This window comes from Aeromonas sp. R5-4 (genome assembly GCF_040908215.1).
In the GTDB taxonomy this organism is placed as follows: domain Bacteria; phylum Pseudomonadota; class Gammaproteobacteria; order Enterobacterales; family Aeromonadaceae; genus Aeromonas; species Aeromonas veronii.
Genome location: NZ_JBFODG010000030.1, coordinates 37,048 through 58,083 on the forward strand (window position 1 = coordinate 37,048; position 21,036 = coordinate 58,083).

General features: G+C 61.0%; 22 protein-coding genes. 10 read left to right on the forward strand and 12 right to left on the reverse strand.

Annotated elements, in window-relative coordinates; genetic code table 11:
- Positions 1 to 20 precede the first annotated feature (20 nt).
- From AB5Y83_RS15540 to AB5Y83_RS15565, 6 genes are all read right to left on the reverse strand, one after another.
- Positions 21 to 1,268, reverse strand: a complete 1,248-nt coding sequence (locus AB5Y83_RS15540) for an ABC transporter permease (RefSeq protein ID WP_368175468.1) — start codon at positions 1,266 to 1,268, stop codon at positions 21 to 23.
- The gene (locus tag AB5Y83_RS15545) at positions 1,262 to 1,951 is read right to left on the reverse strand and encodes an ABC transporter ATP-binding protein (protein ID WP_005335686.1); all 690 of its coding nucleotides are present in this window, start codon (positions 1,949 to 1,951) and stop codon (positions 1,262 to 1,264) included. The genes AB5Y83_RS15540 and AB5Y83_RS15545 overlap by 7 nt, the downstream gene beginning before the upstream one ends.
- A 4-nt stretch (positions 1,952 to 1,955) precedes the next feature.
- Complete coding sequence (locus AB5Y83_RS15550; RefSeq protein WP_368175469.1) at positions 1,956 to 2,546, reverse strand: DUF2796 domain-containing protein; 591 nt, start codon at positions 2,544 to 2,546, stop codon at positions 1,956 to 1,958.
- 31 nt (positions 2,547 to 2,577) lie between these two features.
- On the reverse strand, positions 2,578 to 2,877 hold the full coding sequence (locus AB5Y83_RS15555; protein ID WP_257701034.1) for a hypothetical protein: 300 nt from the start codon (positions 2,875 to 2,877) through the stop codon (positions 2,578 to 2,580).
- A 44-nt stretch (positions 2,878 to 2,921) separates the two neighbouring features.
- Positions 2,922 to 3,464: a YtfJ family protein gene (locus AB5Y83_RS15560; protein ID WP_005343253.1), complete on the reverse strand. Its 543-nt coding sequence runs from the start codon at positions 3,462 to 3,464 to the stop codon at positions 2,922 to 2,924.
- 220 nt (positions 3,465 to 3,684) lie between these two features.
- Positions 3,685 to 4,575 carry a hypothetical protein gene (locus tag AB5Y83_RS15565; protein WP_043821720.1) on the reverse strand — a complete coding sequence of 297 codons (891 nt, stop codon included), beginning with the start codon at positions 4,573 to 4,575 and terminating at the stop codon, positions 3,685 to 3,687.
- A gap of 139 nt (positions 4,576 to 4,714) precedes the next feature.
- Between AB5Y83_RS15565 and AB5Y83_RS15570 the strand changes: the two genes are divergently transcribed.
- A complete protein-coding gene (locus tag AB5Y83_RS15570; protein WP_219264406.1) occupies positions 4,715 to 5,062 on the forward strand; it encodes a hypothetical protein in 348 nt (115 codons plus the stop codon).
- A 26-nt stretch (positions 5,063 to 5,088) separates the two neighbouring features.
- On the opposite strand, the gene ppa is transcribed toward AB5Y83_RS15570, so the two are convergent.
- From ppa to AB5Y83_RS15585, 3 genes are all read right to left on the reverse strand, one after another.
- A complete protein-coding gene (ppa, locus tag AB5Y83_RS15575; protein ID WP_005335667.1) occupies positions 5,089 to 5,619 on the reverse strand; it encodes an inorganic diphosphatase in 531 nt (176 codons plus the stop codon).
- Between the two features lie 216 nt (positions 5,620 to 5,835).
- Positions 5,836 to 7,416, reverse strand: a complete 1,581-nt coding sequence (locus tag AB5Y83_RS15580) for a DUF3369 domain-containing protein (RefSeq protein ID WP_005354680.1) — start codon at positions 7,414 to 7,416, stop codon at positions 5,836 to 5,838.
- A gap of 109 nt (positions 7,417 to 7,525) precedes the next feature.
- A complete protein-coding gene (locus tag AB5Y83_RS15585) occupies positions 7,526 to 8,407 on the reverse strand; it encodes a LysR family transcriptional regulator (protein ID WP_076492513.1) in 882 nt (293 codons plus the stop codon).
- Positions 8,408 to 8,565: 158 nt separating this feature from the next.
- Here AB5Y83_RS15585 and AB5Y83_RS15590 point away from each other — a divergent pair, with 158 nt between their 5' ends.
- Positions 8,566 to 8,952, forward strand: coding sequence for a multidrug efflux SMR transporter (locus AB5Y83_RS15590; protein ID WP_368175470.1), 387 nt, complete (start codon positions 8,566 to 8,568; stop codon positions 8,950 to 8,952).
- Positions 8,949 to 9,269: an SMR family transporter gene (locus AB5Y83_RS15595; protein ID WP_005335659.1), complete on the forward strand. Its 321-nt coding sequence runs from the start codon at positions 8,949 to 8,951 to the stop codon at positions 9,267 to 9,269. Before AB5Y83_RS15590 ends, AB5Y83_RS15595 begins: the two co-directional genes overlap by 4 nt.
- 78 nt (positions 9,270 to 9,347) lie before the next feature.
- On the opposite strand, the gene AB5Y83_RS15600 is transcribed toward AB5Y83_RS15595, so the two are convergent.
- From AB5Y83_RS15600 to hrpB, 3 genes are all read right to left on the reverse strand, one after another.
- Entirely contained in the window at positions 9,348 to 9,749 is a 402-nt protein-coding gene (locus tag AB5Y83_RS15600; protein ID WP_100645137.1) for a VOC family protein, read from the reverse strand.
- Between the two features lie 58 nt (positions 9,750 to 9,807).
- Positions 9,808 to 12,126: a penicillin-binding protein 1B gene (mrcB, locus tag AB5Y83_RS15605; RefSeq protein WP_368175471.1), complete on the reverse strand. Its 2,319-nt coding sequence runs from the start codon at positions 12,124 to 12,126 to the stop codon at positions 9,808 to 9,810.
- Positions 12,127 to 12,199: 73 nt separating this feature from the next.
- On the reverse strand, positions 12,200 to 14,647 hold the full coding sequence (hrpB, locus tag AB5Y83_RS15610) for an ATP-dependent helicase HrpB (RefSeq protein ID WP_368175472.1): 2,448 nt from the start codon (positions 14,645 to 14,647) through the stop codon (positions 12,200 to 12,202).
- 178 nt (positions 14,648 to 14,825) lie between these two features.
- On the opposite strand from hrpB, the gene thpR reads away from it, so the two are divergent.
- The 7 genes from thpR to panB all read left to right on the forward strand — a co-directional run bounded on the left by thpR (position 14,826) and on the right by panB (position 20,852).
- Positions 14,826 to 15,398: an RNA 2',3'-cyclic phosphodiesterase gene (gene thpR, locus AB5Y83_RS15615; RefSeq protein ID WP_368175473.1), complete on the forward strand. Its 573-nt coding sequence runs from the start codon at positions 14,826 to 14,828 to the stop codon at positions 15,396 to 15,398.
- Positions 15,395 to 16,138: a DNA/RNA nuclease SfsA gene (sfsA, locus tag AB5Y83_RS15620; protein WP_368175474.1), complete on the forward strand. Its 744-nt coding sequence runs from the start codon at positions 15,395 to 15,397 to the stop codon at positions 16,136 to 16,138. Before thpR ends, sfsA begins: the two co-directional genes overlap by 4 nt.
- Before the next feature lie 119 nt (positions 16,139 to 16,257).
- Positions 16,258 to 16,707, forward strand: a complete 450-nt coding sequence (dksA, locus tag AB5Y83_RS15625; protein WP_005335644.1) for an RNA polymerase-binding protein DksA — start codon at positions 16,258 to 16,260, stop codon at positions 16,705 to 16,707.
- Positions 16,708 to 16,818: 111 nt separating this feature from the next.
- On the forward strand, positions 16,819 to 17,727 hold the full coding sequence (gene gluQRS / locus AB5Y83_RS15630; protein ID WP_368175475.1) for a tRNA glutamyl-Q(34) synthetase GluQRS: 909 nt from the start codon (positions 16,819 to 16,821) through the stop codon (positions 17,725 to 17,727).
- A 346-nt stretch (positions 17,728 to 18,073) separates the two neighbouring features.
- Positions 18,074 to 19,540, forward strand: a complete 1,467-nt coding sequence (gene pcnB, locus AB5Y83_RS15635) for a polynucleotide adenylyltransferase PcnB (protein ID WP_139440709.1) — start codon at positions 18,074 to 18,076, stop codon at positions 19,538 to 19,540.
- Positions 19,541 to 19,551: 11 nt separating this feature from the next.
- Positions 19,552 to 20,061, forward strand: coding sequence for a 2-amino-4-hydroxy-6-hydroxymethyldihydropteridine diphosphokinase (gene folK / locus AB5Y83_RS15640; RefSeq protein ID WP_005354659.1), 510 nt, complete (start codon positions 19,552 to 19,554; stop codon positions 20,059 to 20,061).
- On the forward strand, positions 20,058 to 20,852 hold the full coding sequence (gene panB / locus AB5Y83_RS15645; protein ID WP_042063124.1) for a 3-methyl-2-oxobutanoate hydroxymethyltransferase: 795 nt from the start codon (positions 20,058 to 20,060) through the stop codon (positions 20,850 to 20,852). Before folK ends, panB begins: the two co-directional genes overlap by 4 nt.
- Positions 20,853 to 21,036 lie beyond the last annotated feature (184 nt).

Here is a 21,036-nt window from a genome sequence, read left to right on the forward strand (position 1 = left end):
TTCTATTTTTGGGCGTCTCGCTAGACGCGAATGCTCATGCCATCGCTCAGGCTGTAGCGGTAAGCGCGGGCAGCTGGGAGCAGACCAATCACCATGCCTGCCAGCCATACCATGCCCAGCAACTGCCATTCGTAGGCGCTCGGCACTCCCAAGCTTAATTGCAGGCCATAGTGGCTGAGCAGCCAGGGCGAGGCAAGCCCCTGCCCCAGATAGAGTACGGCGACCCCGAGGGCGATACCGACCGTGGTCAGCGCCATGGCCTCCAGCGCCAGCAGCAGGAACAGATGGGCAGGGCCCGCGCCGAGGGATCGCAATATGGCGAGCTCCCGGCGCCGCTCGTTAAGCCCCGCCAGCAGGGTGGTCAGCATGCCTATCAGGCCCGCCACCACCACAAAACCGGCGATCACCGACAGCGCGGTTTCCGCCACGCTCATCAGGCTCCACAGCTCCTGCAGGGCGGCCCCAGGCAGGATCGCCATCAGCGGCTCCTTGGGATAGGTGTTGACGCTGCGTTGCAGCTGGAACGCCAGGATCCGGTTGCTCAGCCCCACCATAAAGGCGGTGATGGTTTTCGGGGTGAGATCCTGCGCCAGCGCCTGCTCCGGCGTCACGTTCTTGCTGTGGCGGCCGGTATCCCAACCGAGATGGATCGCCTCTACCCCCGCCAGCGGCACATGGATGGTGCGATCGATGGGCGTACCGGTCGGTGCCAGAATTCCCACCACCTTGAACGGCAGATTGTCGTGTTGGCTGAACGAGGTGTTGCCAGCACCGTGGGCGATGACGATGGATTGGTCGAGGTGATAGCCGAGCTTCTCGGCCACCTGAGCGCCGAGCACAGCTTCAAACGGCGTCTCGAACGGTCGCCCTTCCCGCAATTGCAGCGACTGTTGCTGACCGTACTTCAGGTGGGTGAAGTAGTCGCCATTGGTGCCGAGCACCCGAAATCCCTTGTGGGAGTCACCAAGCGAAAGCGGGATGGTCCAGGCGACGCCGGGTTTCTGTTTGATGGCCTGATAGGAGTCCCACCCCACGTTGTTGGTGGGGTTGCCGATGCGAAACACCGAGTAGAGCAGCAGGTTCACCTGACCGGAGCGGGCGCCGACGATGAGATCGGTTCCCGATACGGTGTTGGAGAAGCTTTCGCGGGCCTGGGTGCGCACCCGCTCCACCCCGAGCAGCAAGGTGACGCTGATGGCGACGGCCAGCAGGGTGAGCCCGGCGGTGAGGCGGCGGGCCCAGAGACTTTGCAGGGCGAGCTTTAGCATGATGCCCTCCGGTTGAGCTGTTGCAGGTTTTCGACCCGCGGGAACAGGGGTTCGAGATAAGGGTCGTGACTGACGAAGATGAGGGTCGAGCCCTGCTTGTCGCACTCCTCGAACAGCAGCTTGATAAAGGCGGCCCGGTTGTCGGTGTCGAGGGCCGAGGTGGGCTCGTCGGCGATCACCAGTGGCGGCGAGCCGATCAGCGCCCGTGCGGCAGCAACCCGTTGCTGCTGGCCGATGCTGAGGGCGTGGACGGGGCGATGCAGTGCGTCATCCGGCAGTTGCAGCTCCGCCAGCAGACGGCGCGCCTCCTGCTCCGGACTCCCTTGCAGGCGGGCCCGTTTGGCGGGCGAGAAGGTGAGGGCAGCAGTCACGTTGTCCTGCACCGAGAGAAAAGGCAGCAGATTGAACTGCTGGAAGATATAACCCAGATTGGCCGCCCGGAAGTGGTCACGGGCACGGCCAGAGAGCCGGGCCAATGGTTGGCCCAGCACCTCCAGGGTGCCGTGGTTGGCGGTCTGGATCCCGGCCAGCAACCCGAGCAGGGTCGACTTGCCGGAGCCCGACGGGCCCTTGATAAAGACCCGCTCACCCTCGCGGATGGTGAGGGCGGGCAGATCGAGTACAGCGTCGCCACCTGGCCAGGCAAAGGCCAGATCGCGGATCTCAACCACGGCTTTTTTCATGGCGTTACCAGCTCAGCTTGTTGGCGGACGGGGTCAGCTCGCCAGCGGTCTGGCCGGTAGGCAGAATGCCCTGCACGCTCAGCTTCGCAAGGCTCGGATAGACGCTGAACAGGGTCGCCTCAAGGCCGGTCAGTTTGGCTGGTGTAGCGCAGGTGTAGGTGTACATGGCGCCCATATCGGCGTGGCCCGCTTCGTCATGATCATGGTGGTTTTCATGTTTGTCGCTGGCAGCCTTGTCATGGTCATGGTCATGGTCATGGTCGTGATCATGCTCTTCTTTGGCGGCTTGCAACTCCTGCTGGGTCAGTTTGCAGCCAGCCGCCGGGTCGAAGCGGAACAGGGCGTCAGGCTGCTGGAGGCGGGCGACCGCCTTGGCATACTGCGCCTTCTCTTCATCGCTCTTGGCGGCGTGCTCGAAGCCTACCAGATCGGCTGCGGGCGCCTGCAGCTCGATCATCAATTGGTCGCCATCGACCACCAGATTGAGGTGGCCATGGCCATGCTCGTGGGCGCCGTGGCTGTGGCTCTCGTGTTCGTCGTGATTTGCGTGTGCGCCAAAGGTCGCTGCGGCCAGCAACAGAGTAACTGCTTTCATCTTTAATCCTTTTTCAAAACAAATAGCGAAATTAAACAAAGGGATAGAGAAAAGCAGAGGCGGGCGGCGCACGGATGGCATAGCTGTGAAGCGTGGCTGTATCCGCCGAGTGTTGCATGGTTGCAACGACGGGCAGAACAGAGGTCGAACCGGGGAAGCAATAGGGGGTGGCGGTGATGACCTGCTTGCCATCCAGATGGAGGGCGCAAACCAGGCAGTGATGGTCGTCGTGGCCGGGCAGGGCGGATTCAAACTGGTGCCGGGCAAGGGCAGGCTGCAGCCATAACCAGCCCAGCAGCAAGATCCAGATTTTCAGTTTGATACGACCCATAGACCCTTATGGAAAGGGCGCCATCAGCGCCCTTTCTCTCTGACTTAGAGATGGGACTTGATGAGCCCCATCACGGTAGCAATGTTGTTGGCATCGAGCTGGCCATCTTTGGCAAACAGCACCTTGCCCTCTTTATCCAGCAGGATGATCGCCGAGCTTTCCGGCGTCAGATCCCAGGCGTTGCGCGCCATACCCTTGGCATCCAGCACCATGGCGGACCAGGGGAACTCTTTCTTGCTGTCCTCGGCACTGCTCTTCACGAAGCCGGAGGTGCCCCAGATGGCGTCATTGCTGTTGATGACGGTAACGGTCTGGTACTTGTCTTGCGGCAACTTGGCGGCCTTGATCGCCTCGATCATCGGGGCGTTCAGCTCCTTGGCACTGGAGCGACCTGCAATATGCTGGATCAGAAACACCTTGCCGGTGAGCGAGGTGCTCTGCCACGGCTGGTAGCCGATATCCTTGCCGTTCAGAACCAGCTCGCCCTTGTCGCTGACATTGACCAGCGGCACCGGGTTGCCATCCTTGAAGTTGTGAGCAAAGACCAGAGATGGCAGCAGCGCCAAAGTAAGTACGAGATGTTTCATCCTGATGACACTCCATTTGTTATGTTATAACGAGTTTCGGATTGAGGGAATGGGCGAGCTTCATCCTAAACTGATCGGATCTGTTTAAAAAGTGTTAAATAAGATCGCAATTCAGAAGCGTCGGCGCCCCGCCAGTCAGGGGGTTGGCTGGCAAGGGCGGCTAGGATGGCATGACATCGATAAAAATCAATGAATTGGCTGCTGGTCTGAGCTGTCGGCGTCAGTAGAGCGACTCGCTGATGAGGGGGATCTTGGCCATGGTCATCTGCTGGGCCAGCAGGGACGAGCCGGTCAACAGCACATGGCGCTGATTGTTGATCACCACCACATCACCGGGTACGCCACTGTCTGCCGTAATGGCCAGCCAGGCAGGGGAGACGCTGCCGATGCTGATATCCGGATAGATGATGCTGAGCACATATTGCGGCGCCAGCTCCGCCAGCAGACTGGCCATCAGCAGCGCCTTCTCGTCGCTGTCGGCCTTGTTATCCTGCAACGCTTGCAGCGGCGGCGCGAAGTGATCCAGCTGCTCCGGCTGAGTGGGGATGGCGTTCAGCCACTCCTGCAGCAGGCTGACGCTGGTGGCGAGATCCTTGGCGGCAAACTGCTGCGCCAGCGGCTTGAGATGCCCCTTGAAGTGGTAGAAGAGCTGGGAGTAATCGGGTCGCACGCAAGGCAGTTTGCGATTGGCCGGATGGACGCAGGGGATCACCCTCATCTGGTAGAAGGCATCCTCCTGATACTGCTGGTAGGCTTGCCAGAACAGCATCGACTCCATGCTGTCGTCCCGCAGGGTGAAGGCCTGCTCCAGATTGCGAAACTTGGTAGCGGTCTCGGGGCTGCTCTGGTTGATCAGGTTGATGCTGTTGTAGAGCCGCGGGCTGATGTAGGCGTAAAGGGTCTCCAGCGGATTGGTGAGAGAGGCCTTCAGCAGGCTCATCTCGTGGCGACTGGCGGCCATCACCTGATCGTCGGTGGTCAGCTGGAAGTGCTTGCGCTGGCCATCGGTGGATTGCCACTGCCAGCTCATGTTGATCTCGCTGGCGTTGCTTGTAGCACCAAGAGTGGTGCAGAGAGTGAGGCTGAGCAACAGCGCGGGGGTCAGCTTCATGGTGGTGCTTCCTGCCGTGGACGATAATTAACAACTAGGTGAGCCGGCACCACTTTGGTGATGTTTCGTTTTGTGATCTGGATAACAGATTGATGTGACTTTTAATTTAATTGTGAAATTAAGTCACTCTGGAGGGGTTATGAAGCCTTGGATCATAGTGCTGTTTGGGCTGCTCAGCCTGCCAGCCATGGCGGGTCAGGTGATCGTCAACAAGGGGATGTCTGTTGCGGATACCTTTGCCCTGCGTGATCAGTTGGCGCGCGAACACGAATGGCAGGAGTGGTTGCGCTACCAGCAGGCCATCAAGTGGCTGGAGGTGTTGCCGGTCAACTGCGAGCTGATGAGCCAGCCGGGCGGCGGCTATCGCTGTGGCGGTGATTACTATCGTCCCTACCAGAAAGATGGTCGTGAAATATACATTCAGGGCAATCCTGCCGGAGATGCGGCCGATCAGCTGCCGCAAATACCAACAAAAAAGGCGCCATAAGGCGCCTTTTTCATACCGGGTGACGCTTACTTGGCAGCGTAACGCTCGGCAGAGGTTTTGATCTCGGCTTCGGCAGCGGCCTTGTCGCCCCAACCTTCCACCTTGACCCATTTGCCCGCTTCCAGCTCTTTGTAGCGCTCGAAGAAGTGCTGGATCTGGGCTTTCAGCAGTTCCGGCAGATCGTTCACATCCTGGATGTGGTCGTACTGCTTGGTCAGCTTGGAGTGCGGTACAGCAACGATCTTGGCATCTTCGCCAGATTCGTCGGTCATCTTCAGCACGCCAACCGGGCGGCAGCGAATGACGGAACCGGCCAGCAGCGGGTAGGGGGTCGGAACCAGTACGTCGACGGGGTCACCATCCAGAGAGAGGGTCGCGTTCACGTAGCCGTAGTTACACGGATAGAACATCGGGGTAGACATGAAGCGATCGACGAAAATAGCACCGCTGTCCTTGTCGACTTCGTATTTGATCGGGTCGGCATTCTGCGGGATTTCGATGATGACATAGATATCGTCGGGCAGGCTCTTGCCGGCCGGTACCAGGTTCAGGCTCATGATAATTCCTTCGTTGTTAGTATCAGGTTTGCAGGCCGATATTATAGCGATGTGATGTTAAATGACCATATTTCAGCGGATATCGCTAACAAAGAAGGGGGATGTTTCCGCTTTGCGGCACTTTGATGTGTGCGGGATGAAACAAAACGGCTGTTTTGATGCCCTGCCGCTGACCTTGGTCACCGGCAGGGCATGTGGAGTTGCGAGCAAAGGGGGTCAGAGCGAGTAGGGGAGTCTCGACTCGTTGACCAGTCGCGACAGGGCTGTCACTACATGAGGGTCAAACTGGGTGCCGGAGCGGGACTGGATATACTCCATGGTCTGCGCCAGCGTCCAGGGCTCCTTGTAGGGGCGCTTGCTGAGCAGGGCATCGAATACATCGACTACCGCCACAATCCGCGCCGACAGCGGGATCTGCTGACCAGCCAGCTGCTGCGGGTAGCCCTTGCCATCGAAGTGTTCATGGTGGCCCCGAGCGATTTCGGCGCCGAGAGAGAGGTAGCTGGTTCCCTCCACCATTTCGCCCGCCTTGTGCAGGATATTGGCGCCGATGCCGGCATGCTGCTCCATGATGGCCCGCTCTTCCGGGTCGAAACGGCCGGGCTTGTGCAGGATATGGTCCGGGGTGCCCACCTTGCCCACATCGTGCAGGATGGAGGCCATGCCGATCATCTCGACAAACTCCGGGGTCAGCTGCTCGGGATAGGCCGTCATCTGCTTCAATTCGGCCACGATGGCATCCGAGAGCTTCTGCACCCGCAAGACATGCTCGCCGGTGTCGGAGTCGCGAAACTCCGCCAGCGCCGCCAGCGCCACCACGGTGGCCTCCTGGGCGCGCAACAACTGGTTGTAGAGATAGAGGTTGTCGTAGGCCGCCGAGATGCGCTGGCAGAAGACATCCAGCAGATCGCACTCGAGGGGATCGAGAGGCTGGGTCGGGGTAAAACTCAGCACGAACTCGCGACCATTCTGGGCGGCGATATAGAGGGAGTCCTGCGGGTGTTCAAAGCGGTTGCAGCGCGCCGCCAGTGCCTTCATGACCGAGTCATTGAGGGTGGGAAAGTCGGTGATCTTGCCATCATCCAGCAGAGTCTCGTAGTCGCCGGTGGCGGCGAGGATCTCCAGCCCCTGTTCGCCGGGACGGCGCTCGGCGCAGATTGCCCCTTCGGTGCCCACATCGAGAATGGCGCTGATCTGTTTCAGCACGCCGGAGGCAAACTCCTTGAGTGAATGAAGATGGTAGAGATCGCCCGCCCCTTCCAGAATTTTGCCGAGCCCCTGCCGGCTCTTGTCGATGGCACTGAGGGTTTCGTATGAACGCAGGGATGCGATGACGGTGGTGTAAAGCTTTTGTACCGTCAGTTCGGTCTTGGTCTTGTAGTCATTGATGTCGTAATCGAGGATCACCCGTTGCTCGGGGGCTTGGCCGGGTTGGCCGGTACGCAGCACGATCCGCACCAGCGAGTTGTGCATTTCGTTACGGATCCGGTGCACCAGCCGCAGACCTGCATCTTCGGTCTCCATCACCACATCGAGCAGGATTAGCGCAATCCTGGGATTGGCCTCCAGCATACGGCCAGCTTCGGCGCCGCTGTAGGCATTGAGCAGCTCCAGCGGACGGGATTTGTAGTGAATGTTGGAGAGGGCCAGGCGGGTAGCATGATGGATATCCGGCTCATCATCCACGATCAGTACTTGCCATGGGTTGAGTGCCTTGGGGACCACGACCTCCTCATCATCGAGTTCGATGATGTCGTCGTCCAGCAAGATATCGTCCTTGTCTTGGGCACTGCTCATATCGGTTACGCCTCCGGCGCTCAATGAGTATGTGAACAGTATGCACGATCACATCCGCTCGGATCATCAGGATAAGCAGATATCGTGAGCTGGCTCCGCCTCTTTATCGCTACTCGAAAGGTTCCAGATACCCCTGGATCGACTTCTTCAACCAGGCCAACACCTTGCCGTGATAGGCGTTTTCCGCCAGATAGACCCCGTAATCCCGCCACTGCAGGCTGAACTTGTGTTTCAGGGTCAGCAGGGAGCCTTGTCGCAGCTGACTCTGGATCAGCGGCGAGGGGAGCACTGCCCAGCCCAGCCCGTCCAGCACCGCATTGCGCATCAACTCGAAGCTGGAGAGGCCGATATGCATGCCCCCCACAGGTAGCAGGCTTTTTACCGAAAATTCATCTACATACGAGAGGGTGACCTGGGTGTGATCGGTCAGATCCTGCTGTTTGACCCGCTTCAGTCCGGCCAGCGGATGGCTGGGTGCCACCACCATCAGGGTGCGGATCGGGTTGAGCACGTCGATATTGAGGCCGCTGCGCTCCTGATCTTCGGTAATAAGGCCAAAAGCGGCATCGACGAATCCCTCTTCCACCAGCGCCGGCAGTTCGGGTGGGGAGGCGAGCACCAGAGAGATACTGGTACCGGGAAACTGATTGTGCAGGCTGGCCAGCATCTCGCGCCACACCGGCTCGGGAATCGCGTCATCGCGGGCAACCCGCAGCGCCACTTCGGCCCCCGAGGCGTAATGTTTGCACTTCTGCTGCAGGCTGTTGGCTGCCTGTAGCAGGCGGGTGCAATCATCCAGCACCAACTCGCCGATCTCGGTCAGCCGACTCTGATTGGCACCTCGTTCAAAAAGTTCGACGCCAAGCTCAACTTCCAGCGCCGCGATGGAGGTGCTGACGGCGCTGCGGCTTTTGCCGAGGCGACGGGCGGTGTTGGCAATAGAGCCGCTATTGGCGGACTCTACAAAGAGTTCTATTTGATATAGCTTCATGTTTTACAGGCTGTGGCGGAGTTTTTCACCATCACCTTAGCGTGCCGAACCAAGGCAAGGCAAACCTGTGGCGTCGGAATAATCGACGCTGAGCGATTGTCGCGAGTTGCTTCTCCCCGTTTACCATCTCTCCCGTCGAAGCAACAAAGGCATCTTATATGTTATTGAGTCGTATGTTTCTGGCCCGGCTGTTTTTGACCGGTGCCATCGTGACCGAGGTCGCCGGTACCTCCAGCATGGCCATGATCCCCGAGCAGGGAGCTGGCTGGATGAACTACATCCCGATGTGGCTGTTGATCGGTTTCTCGTACTGGTTGCTGGCGAAAGCCGCCAAAACAATCTCCATTGGTATTGCGTTTGCGCTCTGGGAGGGTCTCGGGATCACCTTGATCACCATAGTGTCGGTCATGTTCCTTGGTTACGATGTGACCGTTCAGGCGCTGATTGGCCTGGCTCTCGCGATAGTGGGGATTGTTATGGTGACCATGGGGGAGACCCATGATGAGCCCGCAGACAAGTCAGTAGAAGCGGAGGCCACAGCATGAGTCCGTTTGTGATTGTACTGGGTGCCGCACTGATCGATATCGGCGCCAACATGGCCATCAACCGCTCCAAGGGTTTTCGTTACAAGGGGTGGGGATTCCTGGGAATCATGCTGGTACTCGGCGCCTTTACCCTGCTCTCGGAAGCGGTAAGTGGCGGCCAGATTGACCTGGCTGTTGCCTACGCCACCTGGGGGGCTATCGGCATCGTCGGTACGGCGCTGGGCGGTTTGCTCTTCTTCGGTGAGCGGCTCAAGCCCATCGGCTGGGCTGGCATGATGGTGATGGCGCTGGCTGTCGTTATGCTGACTACCGCCTGATGACCTGAAGCAATAAGAAAAGCCGCCCGGTTTCGCCGGGCGGCTTTTTGTTTGGCCGACTGTTTGACCGACTCAGGCTCAGCGCGGCGCTTCGTATAGCTCCAGCGGCAGGCCGTCGGGGTCGGCGAAGAAGGTAAAGCGCTTGCCGGTCAGCTCGTCCACCCGCACCGGCTCTACCTCGACCTGATGGGCCAGCAGGTGGGCGATGACCCGGTCAAGATCGCTGACCCGAAAGGCGAGATGGCGCAGGCCGCACGCCTCGGGCCTGGAGGGGCGCTCGGGAGGCGAGGGGAAGCTGAACAGCTCCAGCTGGCTGCCGTCCGGCAGGGCCAGATCCAGTTTCCACGACTGGCGCGCTTCGCGCAGGGTCTCGGCGATGATGGGCAGCCCCAGCACCTCGTGGTAGAAGTGGCGCGAGCGTGGGTAATCGCTGGCGATGATGGCCACATGGTGGATGGCGTCAAACAGCGGAAAGGTCATGGTGTTTCCTTGTCAGCAGCATAGTGAACGGGCAGCCTGCGCTGCCCGTGTCGTTGATCTAGTTGAAGAAACCGCCGAACCAGTCATCCAGTGCACTGCGCGGCGACGCACTGCTGGCGCAACCGGCCGGGGAGCCCATGGTGGATGCCTTGGCCGGCACCTGCAGGCTGCCCGGGCAGTCGCTGGTGACGCGGGTGCCGCTGGCGCGGGAGAAGTTGGCCCAGGTGACCCCTTCCGGCATCTTCAATCCCAGACTGTTGACGCCGCGCTGGCTCATGTAGCCGCTAAAGAGCTGCAGGGCACCGCTGGCACCGGTCAAGCCCGCCGGGGTGTTGTCGTCGCGACCGACCCAGATACTGACCAGCTCGTTGTTGTCCATCCCGGCAAACCAGGAGTCGCGCAGCTCGTTGGTAGTGCCTGTCTTGGCCGCCATGGTGGCGCTGGGGAACTTGGCACTGAGCGCGCGGGCCGTACCCTGACTCACCGTCTTGGTCATGGCGAACAGGGTCAGCCAGCTTGCTTGCTGGTCGGTGACCCGCTTGGCGGTCTGATCATGCTGATAGAGCAGGCTGCCATCCCCGTTCACCACGGCGCGAATGGCCGATAGCGGCTGGGTCAGCCCCTGATTGGCGATGGGCAGATACATCTGGTTCACCTCCAGCGGGGAGAGGGCCACCGCCCCCAGCACCAGCGACGGGTAGGGCTGGATCTCCTGCTGGACTCCCAGCTTGTGCAGGGTGTCGACTACCTTCTCCAGCCCCACCTGCAGACCCAGATTGACGGTCGGCACGTTGAGGGAGCTGGCCAGCGCATCCATCAGCGGCACGCTCTGGCGGAACTTGCGATCGTAGTTCTGCGGCGTCCAGACCTGACCATCCTGACCGCGAATACGGATCGGCTGATCTTTGAGTGGGGTCGCGAGCGTCAGGCCGTTGGAGAGACCGGTGAGGTAGACCGCCGGTTTCACCAGCGAGCCGATCTGGCGGCGGGCATCCAGCGCCCGGTTGAACCCGGCGTAGCGGGGATCGCGGCCACCCACCAGCGCGACGACTTCGCCCTTGTGCCAGTCGGAGACCACCATGGCCGCCTCCAGCTTCTTCTTGCCGCGCAGTTTCTCGATATCGGCGAGGCCCGATTCGACCGCCCGCTCGGCCGCGTGCTGGGCGATGGGGTCGAGGCTGGTGAAGATCTTGAGGCCGGACTGCTTGAGCAGATCGGCGCCGAAGCGGCTCTGGATCTCTCGCTTGAGCAGTCCCATAAAGGCCGGGGTGCGGCCATAGCTCATCTGGCCGCGGGCGATGATGCCGAGGGGCTGGCGGCTGGCCAGCTCATATTCGGCCTGGGTCAGGCTGCCGTGATCCATCAGCAGCTTCAGCACCAGATCACGGCGGGTCTTGGCCCGCTCCGGGAAGCGCCAGGGATCGTAATAGGAGGGGCCTTTCACCAGACCGACCAGCAGGGCGACCTGATCGATATCCAGCTCGTTGACCGGAATGCCGAAGTAGAAGTAGGAGGCGAGGCCGAAACCATAGACCCCTTGCGAGAAGTTTTGCCCCAGATAGACCTCGTTGAGGTAGGACTCCAGGATCTCGTCCTTGCTGTAGCGATAGTCGATCAGCACCGCCATATAGGCTTCCTGCAGTTTTCGCCACAGGCTGCGCTCACGGGTCAGAAAGAAGTTCTTGGCCAGCTGCTGGGTCAGGGTACTGCCCCCCTGCACGGTGCGACCCGCGATCAGGTTGGCGAACATGGCGCGCATGATGGCCACCGGCGAGACGCCGCCATGCTGGTAGAAGTCGCGATCTTCGGTGGTGAGCAGGGTCACCAGCAGGCTGTCGGGCACCTCGGCGATACGCACCAGCAGGCGATCTTCCCGATCTTCGGTATTGAGGCGATCGAGCAGCACTGGGTCCATCTGGGCGTAACCGAGCTGGCGCTGGTTCTCCAGCGACTGGATCCCCTCGAGGCGCGGGCCGTTGAAGGTGAGGCGCAGGCCACGGGCCCCATCGGCGCCATCATAGAACTCGAACGGACGGCGAATCAGCTCGATGCGGTTGCCGTTGATGGTGTATTCACCCGGCGTGTGAGGCTGGCGCACCTGCTTGTAGCTCAGCATGTTGAGCTCGCGCAGCATCTGGTCCCGCGACAGGCGCTGGCTGGGGTAGAGCTCCAGCGGGCGGCTGTAGACCATCACCGGCAGCTGCCACTTCTCGCCATCGAAGCGCTCGCGCACCTTGGTATCGAGGTAGATGCCAAACACCACCATAAAGGCCGCCACCACCAGGGAGAGCTTGAAGCCAAGCCAGAACAGCTTGCGCCAGATGGTGCGTTTGGGCGCTGCCTTCTTGGGGGCTCGCTTGCGTCGTTGGGTTGCCATAAATCCTCTTTGCTTTCCTTTCTACTTGTTATGTCGCATTCGCGAACGTCCGAGCGGGATTAACCCATCGAACCTAGATGCCCATCTTCTTTTTGGTGACCCTGGTCGGCATCGCTTCCAGCGGATTATCCGGCCAGTAGTGGCGGGGATAGCGTCCCTTCATCTCTTTCTTCACCTGTTCGTAGGATCCAGCCCAAAAGGCGGCCAGATCGGCGGTGATCTGCAGCGGTCGCTGGGCGGGGGAGAGCAGCTCCACCACCAGCGGTACCCGGCCATCGGCCACGCAGGGGGTCGAACCTTGCCCGAACATCTCCTGAATACGCACCGGGATTACCGGTGCCTGCCCCGGTTGATAGCGGATCCGCACCCGGCTGCCGGTCGGTGCCGCAAAGTGGCTCGGCAGCGCCTCGTCCAGCCGTTTGGGCAACGGCCAGGGCAGGGATTGGCGCAGGATGTCGCTCATATTGAGCTTTTTCAACTGCTCCAGCCGGGTCATGCCGCTCACCGCTGGCAGCAGCCACTGTTCCAGCGTGGTCAGCAAATTTTCCTCATCCATCGCGGGCCACCCCTCATCGGGCAGCCAGTCGCGGGCGCAGCGCAGACGGGCCAGCAGCCCTTCGCTGCTCTCGTCCCACGGCAGCACATGCAGCCCCTTGCGGCGAATGCCTTGCAGCAGGCAGCGCCCTTTCTGCTCGTCAGAGAGTTCGGTCAGCGGTCGCTGGCTCAGCACCAGCTCGCCGATCACCTGCTGGCGTTCGGCTCGCACCCGCTCCTCGCGCTCGTCCCAGTCGAACCACTGGCGCTCGCTCACCAGCTCCGGCAGCAGACGCGCCAGCTCATCCAGCTCTATCGGTTCGGCGATAAAGATGCGGCTGCCGCGATCGTTCTGCCCCATCTCGATGGCGATCAGCGCCCCTTGTCCCTGACAGAGATGACCTTCTACCAGATCGCAGCTCACCCCACCACTGAGTTGATAGCGACTGCCGCTGCGCAGTTTGCCGATGCGATCCGGCCAGGCGAGGGCGCAGAGTAGCCCCAGCCACTGACCCTGCGCACTGGCAGGGCGCACGCCAAGCCGTTCAAACCAGCGAGCCGCCCCCTGACGCAGGGCACTTTGACGGCGGTGGAACAGCACAGAGAGGCGCTCCGATCCTCGCAGATCTTCTTCCTGCAACGCCACCAGATAAGCGGCATCGGCGACAATCCCTGTCAGACCCTCGGACTCCAGCTCGCGGGCGCGCAGCAGCATGCGAGCGAGGCGAGGGTGGGTACCGAAGGCCGCCATGGTGCGGCCAGCGGGAGTGAGTTGTTGCTCACCCTCCGGCTTCATGGCGCCGAGGGCCACCAGCAGCCGCTGGGCGCTGGCCACCGCGGCGGCGGGAGGCATATCGAGAAGCGGCAGATCTTCCACCTTTGCCCCCCACTGGGCGGCGTCCAGCAGCAGGCCGGTCAGCTCCTGAGTGAGGATGTCTGGCGGGCTCTGCTCGGCGAGCCGCTCCTGCACCTCGCTGCTCCAGAGCCGGTAGCAGATACCGGGGCCGAGGCGACCGGCGCGACCGGCCCGCTGGGTGGCGGAGGATTTGGCTATCTGGCGGGTCTCCAGTCGGGTAACGCCGCTTTTCAGATCAAAGGAAGCCCGTCGTTCCAGTCCGCTGTCGATCACCACCGAAATCCCCTCGATGGTGAGGGAGGTCTCCGCCACATTGGTGGTGAGCACCAGCTTACGGCGGCCCGCAGGTGCCGGTTCGATGGCCGCCTGCTGGGCCGCCATATCGAGGCGACCGTAAAGGGGGGCGAGGGTCACGTCGTCCGGCAGTTTGTCTGCCAACCATTGTGCCAGCCGCTCGATCTCACCCTGTCCCGGCAGAAAGACCAGCAGGCTGCCATCTTGATCGGCCAGCGCTTCGAGCACCACTGCGCCGACCTGCGGCTCCAGCCACTGCTGGCGATTGGCGGGGCGGTAGTGGTAGTCGATGGGAAAGCCGCGCCCCTCGGAGCGAACCACAGGGGCATCCGGCAACAAGGTCTCGAGTGCCATGCCATCCAGGGTTGCGGACATCACCAGTAGCTTGAGGTTATCGCGTAATCCCTGCTGGCTCTCGATAGCGAAGGCCAGCGCGGTATCGGCGTGCAGACTGCGTTCATGGAACTCATCGAAGATCACCAGCGAGACGCCAGTCAGCTCCGGGTCTTGCTGCAACATCCGGGTCAGTACCCCTTCGGTGACGATCTCGAGCCGGGTTGCTGCGCTGGTGCGGCTCTCGCCACGCACCCGCAGGCCGATGCGCTCGCCCACCTTCTCCCCCAGCTGACGGGCCAGAAAAGTGGCGATATTGCGCGCAGCCAGGCGCCTTGGTTCCAGCATGATGATGCGGCCGGGCAGCCGGTTCTGACGCACCAGCTCCAGCGGCAGCAGGGTCGATTTGCCTGCGCCTGGGGGCGCCTGCAGGATCACGCTGGTGTGGCTGTCGAGGGCGGCAAAGAGTTCGGGCAATACCGAAACGATGGGGAGCTGGGACAAAGCGATGAGCACCTTCTGTGGCAACCGGTAAAACGGCGCCTATTCTGCCACAGCCACCTGCGCCACCGTGAGTGGATGTGCGCAGATGGCTACTCGGGCGGGAGGGTGGCGAGACATGGCCGAAAGGCTGCCATAGAATGGGCCCATCCAATGAGCGTGAAAAAGGCATTATCACCACATGGCCAAACTCTTCTTTGCCCTGCCCGTCAAGGAGCTCGCCCCCGAGCTCATCGCCTGGCGCGATCAGCTGCCCTGGCCCGGTCAGCCGGTGCCGCAAGCCAACCTCCACCTGACCCTGGCTTTTCTGGGTGAGGCTGACGAGTTGACCACCCGTCGCCTGATTGCCGCCGTTGAGCGCCAGCACTGTCCGCCGCTCACCATCAGGCTTGACGAGACAGGCTGGTTCAGCCGCGCCAAGGCTGGCTGGATTGGCCCGAAGGAGTGGCCCAACGAGCTGACCGTGTTGGCGAAGGCGCTGCGGCGTCACGGCGAGAAGCTGGGGCTTGGCAATGGCGAACAGGGTTATCGCCCTCATGTCACCCTGTCGCGCAAGGCAGGCGAGGCGCCAGCCATCCTGCCGGCCCCCGATTTTCTGCTGAAGGCCGATCAATTTTGTCTCTATGAGTCGATCTCGACCCCGGACGGGGTGCGCTACCAGCCGCTCGCCTGCTGGCCGCTGCGGGCCAGAGCCAAGGATGAGGGCGCTCGGGATGAGTGGGACAACGAACAGGCGCGGAGGGCGAACCCGTGATATTCGAGCCGCCACTGCAATCCGGGCAGCTTGTTGCCCGCTACAAGCGCTTTCTGACCGATGTCGAACTGGCCAATGGTGAGGTGATCACCATCCACTGCGCCAACACCGGCGCCATGACCGGCTGCGCCGATCCGGGCACCCGGGTCTGGTATTCGACCTCCGACAACCCCAAGCGCAAGCTACCCCATAGCTGGGAGATCGCCGAGAGCCCGGCCGGCCACTTTATCTGCGTCAACACGGCGCGCGCCAACCAGATTGCCCGTGAGCTGATCGAGCAGGATGCCATCGCGCCGCTGTGCGGCTATGCCAGATTGCGCACCGAGGTGAAATATGGCGAAGAGAACAGTCGCATCGACCTCTTGCTGGAAGATGAGGAGAAGGGCAACTGTTACATCGAGGTAAAATCGGTCACCCTGCTCGATGAGCGGGAAGAGGCCGGCATGGGCTACTTCCCCGATGCGGTAACTGCCCGTGGCGCCAAGCATTTACGTGAATTGATGGCCATGAAAGCGGCCGGTCACAGAGCCGTGCTGCTATTTATGGTGTTGCACTCCGGAATAAGCCGGATGCGCCCTGCAGCGCACATAGATCCGCACTATAGTCTGCTAATTGAACAGGCAATTGCGGCGGGGGTTGAAATTTTATGCTATCGGCCCCATGTTGTGGTGCAAGGCATGGTGGCACAAGGATTTATCCCGTTTGAATCCAGCCACCTGTTACCCGAGGGGAGTTCATAAATATTGGAGTGGGTAACATTATTGGTACGGCTCGTTTGCTTACCCGTTACCCTTCTGCTATAGATGTCGCCCTCAATTTATGGATGGCACGGGTAGCGTGCTGAATTAGGAGACAGGGCATGCCAACAGGCGAAAACAGGAAATCTCTGGGCCCCCTGGCCATTGCGGGTGTCGCGCCTTACCAGGAAAAGCCGGGTGAGGAGTACATGAATGACCAACAGAAGGCGCATTTTCGCAAGATCCTGGGTGCCTGGCGCAACCAACTGATGCAGGAAGTTGACCGCACCGTTGATCACATGAAGGACGAGGCTGCCAACTTCCCGGATCCCGTGGATCGTGCCGCGCAAGAAGAAGAGTTCGCTCTTGAACTGCGTACCCGCGACCGTGAACGCAAGCTGATCAAGAAGATCGAGAAGACCTTGCAGCTGCTTGAAGACGATGATTTTGGTTACTGCGAACACTGCGGTATCGAGATCGGTATCCGTCGTCTGGAAGCCCGTCCGACTGCCGACCTCTGTGTCGATTGCAAGACGCTGGCCGAGATCAAGGAAAAACAGATGGCCGGTTGATCCCGACCCTCTGGTATATGAAAAAGGGAGCTCGCGGGCTCCCTTTTTTATTGAGCTTTTGGCGGTCGCGCCCCAGAATGCAGCCTCAATGAATCGCTTACCCGAACAGTCATGCCAGTGAATCCCCCGTCCTCACCCTTTGCACGTCCCTATGTCGGCCGCTTTGCCCCCTCACCCTCAGGCCCGCTTCATTTCGGTTCGCTGATCGCCGCCCTCGGCAGCTTTTTGCAGGCCAGAGCGCAGCAGGGACGCTGGCTGGTGCGCATCGAGGATATCGATCCGCCGCGGGAGATGGCGGGGGCTGCGGCCCTGATCCTCAAGACCCTTGAAGCATATGGCCTCGAGTGGGATGGGGAGGTGATGTTCCAGAGCGCGCGCCACGGCCGTTATGACGAGATCATCGACCAGCTCTATCGGGCGGGGGACCTCTACTGGTGCCGCTGCACCCGGCGCGAAATCATGGCCGCGGGCGGTCTCTACAGCGGCCACTGCCGCACCCTCGGGCTTGCGGCCGAAGGTTGCGCCGCCCGGCTGCGCCAGCACCATCCGGTCTACCACTTCGACGATCGTTTGCAGGGCCATATCGCGGTCCCGGCGGCGCTCGCCGAGGAGGATTTTATTATCCGTCGCCGCGACGGGCTCTACGCCTACAACCTGGCAGTAGTGGTGGATGATATGGACAGCGGCATCACCGAGATAGTGCGCGGCGCCGATCTGCTGGAGCCCACGGTGCGCCAGATTGCCCTCTACCAGACCCTGGGTGCACCGGTGCCCGACTGGGTGCATTTGCCGCTGGCGGTGTTGGCCGACGGCAACAAGCTCTCCAAGCAGAACCATGCGCCGGCCCTGGCGCTTGATGAGGTGCGACCGGCCCTGTGGCAGGCGCTGCACTTCCTCGGCCAGTGCCCGCCGCCCGAGCTGATGGCGAGCCGGATCGACGAGATCATCGAATGGGGTATCGCTAACTGGCAGCTAGAACGGGTGCCCGCCAGCGAGAAAATCCCGCTCGCGGATTGCTGAGTCGACCAGGTGATTTTTGTTTGATTGAGCGTAAATTGCCGCTGTTGATTGTGATTTTACCGGGATGATCCGTTTCAAACGGGATCAATTGTCAGCACGGTTTTTCATTTGGTCAGGCGTGAGCTATGCGCAGTTAGACCGCTATTTTTTGGCTCGGTTTGATTCAAATGAGCTGAAGTAGCCACATGGTTTTTCATTTGTGCAGGCCTGAGCTATGTGCAGATTGACCGCTATTTTCGCTGGCAGACGGTTTCATGCGGGATCAATTGTCAGCACGGTTTTTCATTTGGTTAGGCGTGAGCTATGATAGGCCGCTATTTTTTGGCCTCCCGTCAATTTAGAAGTCATGAAGAGGTGTACCATTTTTTCCCAGATCGCAAACTTTTGCCGCAAGGTGCTCGGCAAGGAAGACGGCGAGCAGTCGGTGGAATCCCCCATTCCAGCCCGTGTCGCCGGTCAACGTCGTACCTTAAGCCGTGATCAGCACCCTATTTCGCGCAAAGAGATCAGCGAGAATGCACTCAAGGTGCTCTATCGCCTGAACAAAGGGGGCTATGAGGCCTACCTGGTCGGCGGCGGAGTCCGGGATCTGCTGCTCGGGAAGACGCCCAAGGATTTCGACATCGCAACCGATGCGACGCCGGAGCAGATCAAGGCGCTGTTCAGCAACTGCCGCCTGATTGGCCGTCGTTTCCGCCTGGCCCACATTGTCTTTGGTCGTGACGTGATCGAAGTGGCCACCTTCCGGGGTCACCACCATCAGGTCAATACCAGCAAACATGTGTCGGCCCAGTCTGATGAAGGGATGCTGCTGCGCGACAACGTCTACGGCACCATCGAAGAGGATGCCGAGCGCCGCGACTTTACCGTCAACGCCCTCTACTACAGCGCCAAAGATTTCACCCTGCACGATTTCGAGGGGGGTCTGGAAGATCTGGCCGAGCGCAAGCTTGAGCTGATCGGCGATCCCGAGACCCGTTATCGTGAAGATCCGGTGCGGATGCTGCGCGCCGTGCGCTTTGCCGCCAAGCTGGATATGACCATCAGCCCGCGTACCGCCGCCCCCATCAAGGAGCTGGCGCCACTGCTGCAAGACATCCCTGCTGCCCGCCTGTTTGAGGAGACCCTCAAGCTGTTCCTGGCTGGCGACGGTCTGGCGACCTACAAACTGCTGCGCGAGTATGGCCTGTTCCAGCAGCTGTTCCCGCAAGTGGCTGCGCTGTTTACCCCGCACGGCAACTCGCCCTACGAGCAGTTTATCGAGCAGGCACTGATCGATACCGACACCCGCGTCCGCGAAGATAAGCGCGTCACCCCCGCCTTCCTCTACGCCACCCTGCTGTGGGGCTGCGTCGAGGCCCGTGGTCGGGTGCTGGAGAACGAGAGCGGCCTGCCCTGGTATGACGCCTTCATGCTGGCGATCAACGAGGTGCTGGACAATCAGGTGCGGATCATCGCCGTTCCCCGCCGTTTCACCACAGATGTCCGCGACATCTGGGCACTGCAACAGCGGCTGACCCGTCGTCAGGGCAAGCACCCCGAGCGCGCCATGGAGCATCCCAAGTTCCGCGCGGCGTTCGACTTCCTGTTGCTGCGCAACCGGGTCGAGCGCGGTCTCGGTGAGCTGGCCAGCTGGTGGGAGCGTTATGTTGCCTCCAATCCGGATGTGCGCCCGCAACTGCAACGGGAAGCGACCCGTCGCCCGGCAAGCGGTGAGCGCGGTGAGGTCCGTAGCCACGATGGCGAGAAGCGCAGCAGCAACAGCCGCAACCGTCGTCGTCCCCGTCGCCGCAAACCGAAAGTGGCCGAGTGACAACAGACGTGATGACCGAGGTCTTCATCGCCATTGGTTCCAACCTGTCTGATCCGCTGGGTCAGGCTCGTCGCGCCGTTGCCGCCTTGGCAAGGTTGCCGGAATCTGTGCTGGTGGAGGCCTCGTCGTTTTACAGCAGCCGCCCCATGGGGCCTGCTGACCAGCCGGACTACGTCAATGCCGTGGCCCGGCTCAATACCCGGCTCGCGCCCCTTGCGCTGCTGGATCAATTACAAAAAATCGAGCTGGAACAGGGACGTGTGCGCAAAGATGAGCGGTGGGGGCCGAGAACTCTGGATCTCGATCTGCTGCTCTATGGGGATCAGGTGATCAACCATGAGCGCCTGATCGTACCCCACTACGGCATGAAGGAGCGGGAGTTCGTGCTGCTGCCCCTTGCCGAAATTGCGCCTGCTCTGGTGCTGCCCTGCGGCACCCCGCTCGCCCGACTGGTTGCCCGCTGCCCGCACAATGATTTGGCCATCATTGCCCCGCGTGCAGACGTACAGGAGCCTCTATGAGCAAGATCACCACCGCCAGCCTGCTGAAGATGAAGCAGGACGGTCAAAAGTTCACCGCCATCACCGCCTATGATGCCACCTTTGCCAAGCTGTTCGACGACGAGGGGGCCCACGTGCTGCTCATCGGCGATTCACTGGGCATGGTGCTGCAAGGGGGTCAGGATACCCTGGCGGTCAACATGGATGAGATGGTCTATCACACCCGCTGTGTGGCGCGCGGTGCCAGCAAGGCACTGGTGGTCGCCGACATGCCGTTCATGAGCTACGCCACCCCCGAGCAGACTTACCAGAACGCCGCCCGCCTGATGGCGGCCGGTGCCCGCATGGTCAAGATGGAAGGGGGCGACTGGCTGTGTGACTCCATCCGCCACCTCACCCGCAACGGGGTGCCGGTGTGTGGTCACCTCGGTCTCACTCCGCAATCCGTTCATGTCTTTGGCGGCTTCAAGGTGCAGGGGCGCGATGAGTTTCAGGCGCAGGAGATCTACCGTCAGGCCCTCGAACTGCAAGCGGCCGGTATCCAGCTGCTGGTGCTCGAGTGTGTGCCCACTGCGCTGGCCGAGCGCATCACCAAGGCGCTTCGCATCCCGGTGATCGGCATTGGTGCCGGCCCCGCGACCGATGGTCAGATTTTGGTGATGCACGATGCCTTTGGCGTCACCTCCGGCTATGTCCCCAAGTTCACCAAGAACTTCCTGGCCGAGACCGGCGATGTGCGTGCCGCCATCCGCCTCTATGTCCAGCAGGTGAGCGAGGGGAGCTTCCCCGGCCCGGAGCACTGCTTCAACTGATCCTGGCGGTTGCATGATGGGGGCTGCGGCCCCCGTCTCTGCTTGTCAGCCTCGCACAGTTAATCTGTATAGCTAATCCGTATCTTATTGATTCATCTAAAGGTGAACTGCTGATAGCCATGTTCGTGCCCCATCCCGCCCGAGCGCTATTTGTGGATGCAACCCGTCTCTCTTTTTGATTTAT

What these genes read in the sequence shown, in the direction of transcription:
- AB5Y83_RS15540 (WP_368175468.1), bottom strand. Translation starts at nt 1,268, where the DNA reads ATGCTAAAGCTCGCCCTGCAAAGTCTCTGGGCCCGCCGCCTCACCGCC.
- AB5Y83_RS15545 (WP_005335686.1), bottom strand. Translation starts at nt 1,951, where the DNA reads ATGAAAAAAGCCGTGGTTGAGATCCGCGATCTGGCCTTTGCCTGGCCA.
- AB5Y83_RS15550 (WP_368175469.1), bottom strand. Translation starts at nt 2,546, where the DNA reads ATGAAAGCAGTTACTCTGTTGCTGGCCGCAGCGACCTTTGGCGCACAC.
- AB5Y83_RS15555 (WP_257701034.1), bottom strand. Translation starts at nt 2,877, where the DNA reads ATGGGTCGTATCAAACTGAAAATCTGGATCTTGCTGCTGGGCTGGTTA.
- AB5Y83_RS15560 (WP_005343253.1), bottom strand. Translation starts at nt 3,464, where the DNA reads ATGAAACATCTCGTACTTACTTTGGCGCTGCTGCCATCTCTGGTCTTT.
- AB5Y83_RS15565 (WP_043821720.1), bottom strand. Translation starts at nt 4,575, where the DNA reads ATGAAGCTGACCCCCGCGCTGTTGCTCAGCCTCACTCTCTGCACCACT.
- AB5Y83_RS15570 (WP_219264406.1), top strand. Translation starts at nt 4,715, where the DNA reads ATGAAGCCTTGGATCATAGTGCTGTTTGGGCTGCTCAGCCTGCCAGCC.
- ppa (WP_005335667.1), bottom strand. Translation starts at nt 5,619, where the DNA reads ATGAGCCTGAACCTGGTACCGGCCGGCAAGAGCCTGCCCGACGATATC.
- AB5Y83_RS15580 (WP_005354680.1), bottom strand. Translation starts at nt 7,416, where the DNA reads ATGAGCAGTGCCCAAGACAAGGACGATATCTTGCTGGACGACGACATC.
- AB5Y83_RS15585 (WP_076492513.1), bottom strand. Translation starts at nt 8,407, where the DNA reads ATGAAGCTATATCAAATAGAACTCTTTGTAGAGTCCGCCAATAGCGGC.
- AB5Y83_RS15590 (WP_368175470.1), top strand. Translation starts at nt 8,566, where the DNA reads ATGTTATTGAGTCGTATGTTTCTGGCCCGGCTGTTTTTGACCGGTGCC.
- AB5Y83_RS15595 (WP_005335659.1), top strand. Translation starts at nt 8,949, where the DNA reads ATGAGTCCGTTTGTGATTGTACTGGGTGCCGCACTGATCGATATCGGC.
- AB5Y83_RS15600 (WP_100645137.1), bottom strand. Translation starts at nt 9,749, where the DNA reads ATGACCTTTCCGCTGTTTGACGCCATCCACCATGTGGCCATCATCGCC.
- mrcB (WP_368175471.1), bottom strand. Translation starts at nt 12,126, where the DNA reads ATGGCAACCCAACGACGCAAGCGAGCCCCCAAGAAGGCAGCGCCCAAA.
- thpR (WP_368175473.1), top strand. Translation starts at nt 14,826, where the DNA reads ATGGCCAAACTCTTCTTTGCCCTGCCCGTCAAGGAGCTCGCCCCCGAG.
- dksA (WP_005335644.1), top strand. Translation starts at nt 16,258, where the DNA reads ATGCCAACAGGCGAAAACAGGAAATCTCTGGGCCCCCTGGCCATTGCG.
- gluQRS (WP_368175475.1), top strand. Translation starts at nt 16,819, where the DNA reads ATGCCAGTGAATCCCCCGTCCTCACCCTTTGCACGTCCCTATGTCGGC.
- pcnB (WP_139440709.1), top strand. Translation starts at nt 18,074, where the DNA reads ATGAAGAGGTGTACCATTTTTTCCCAGATCGCAAACTTTTGCCGCAAG.
- folK (WP_005354659.1), top strand. Translation starts at nt 19,552, where the DNA reads ATGACCGAGGTCTTCATCGCCATTGGTTCCAACCTGTCTGATCCGCTG.
- panB (WP_042063124.1), top strand. Translation starts at nt 20,058, where the DNA reads ATGAGCAAGATCACCACCGCCAGCCTGCTGAAGATGAAGCAGGACGGT.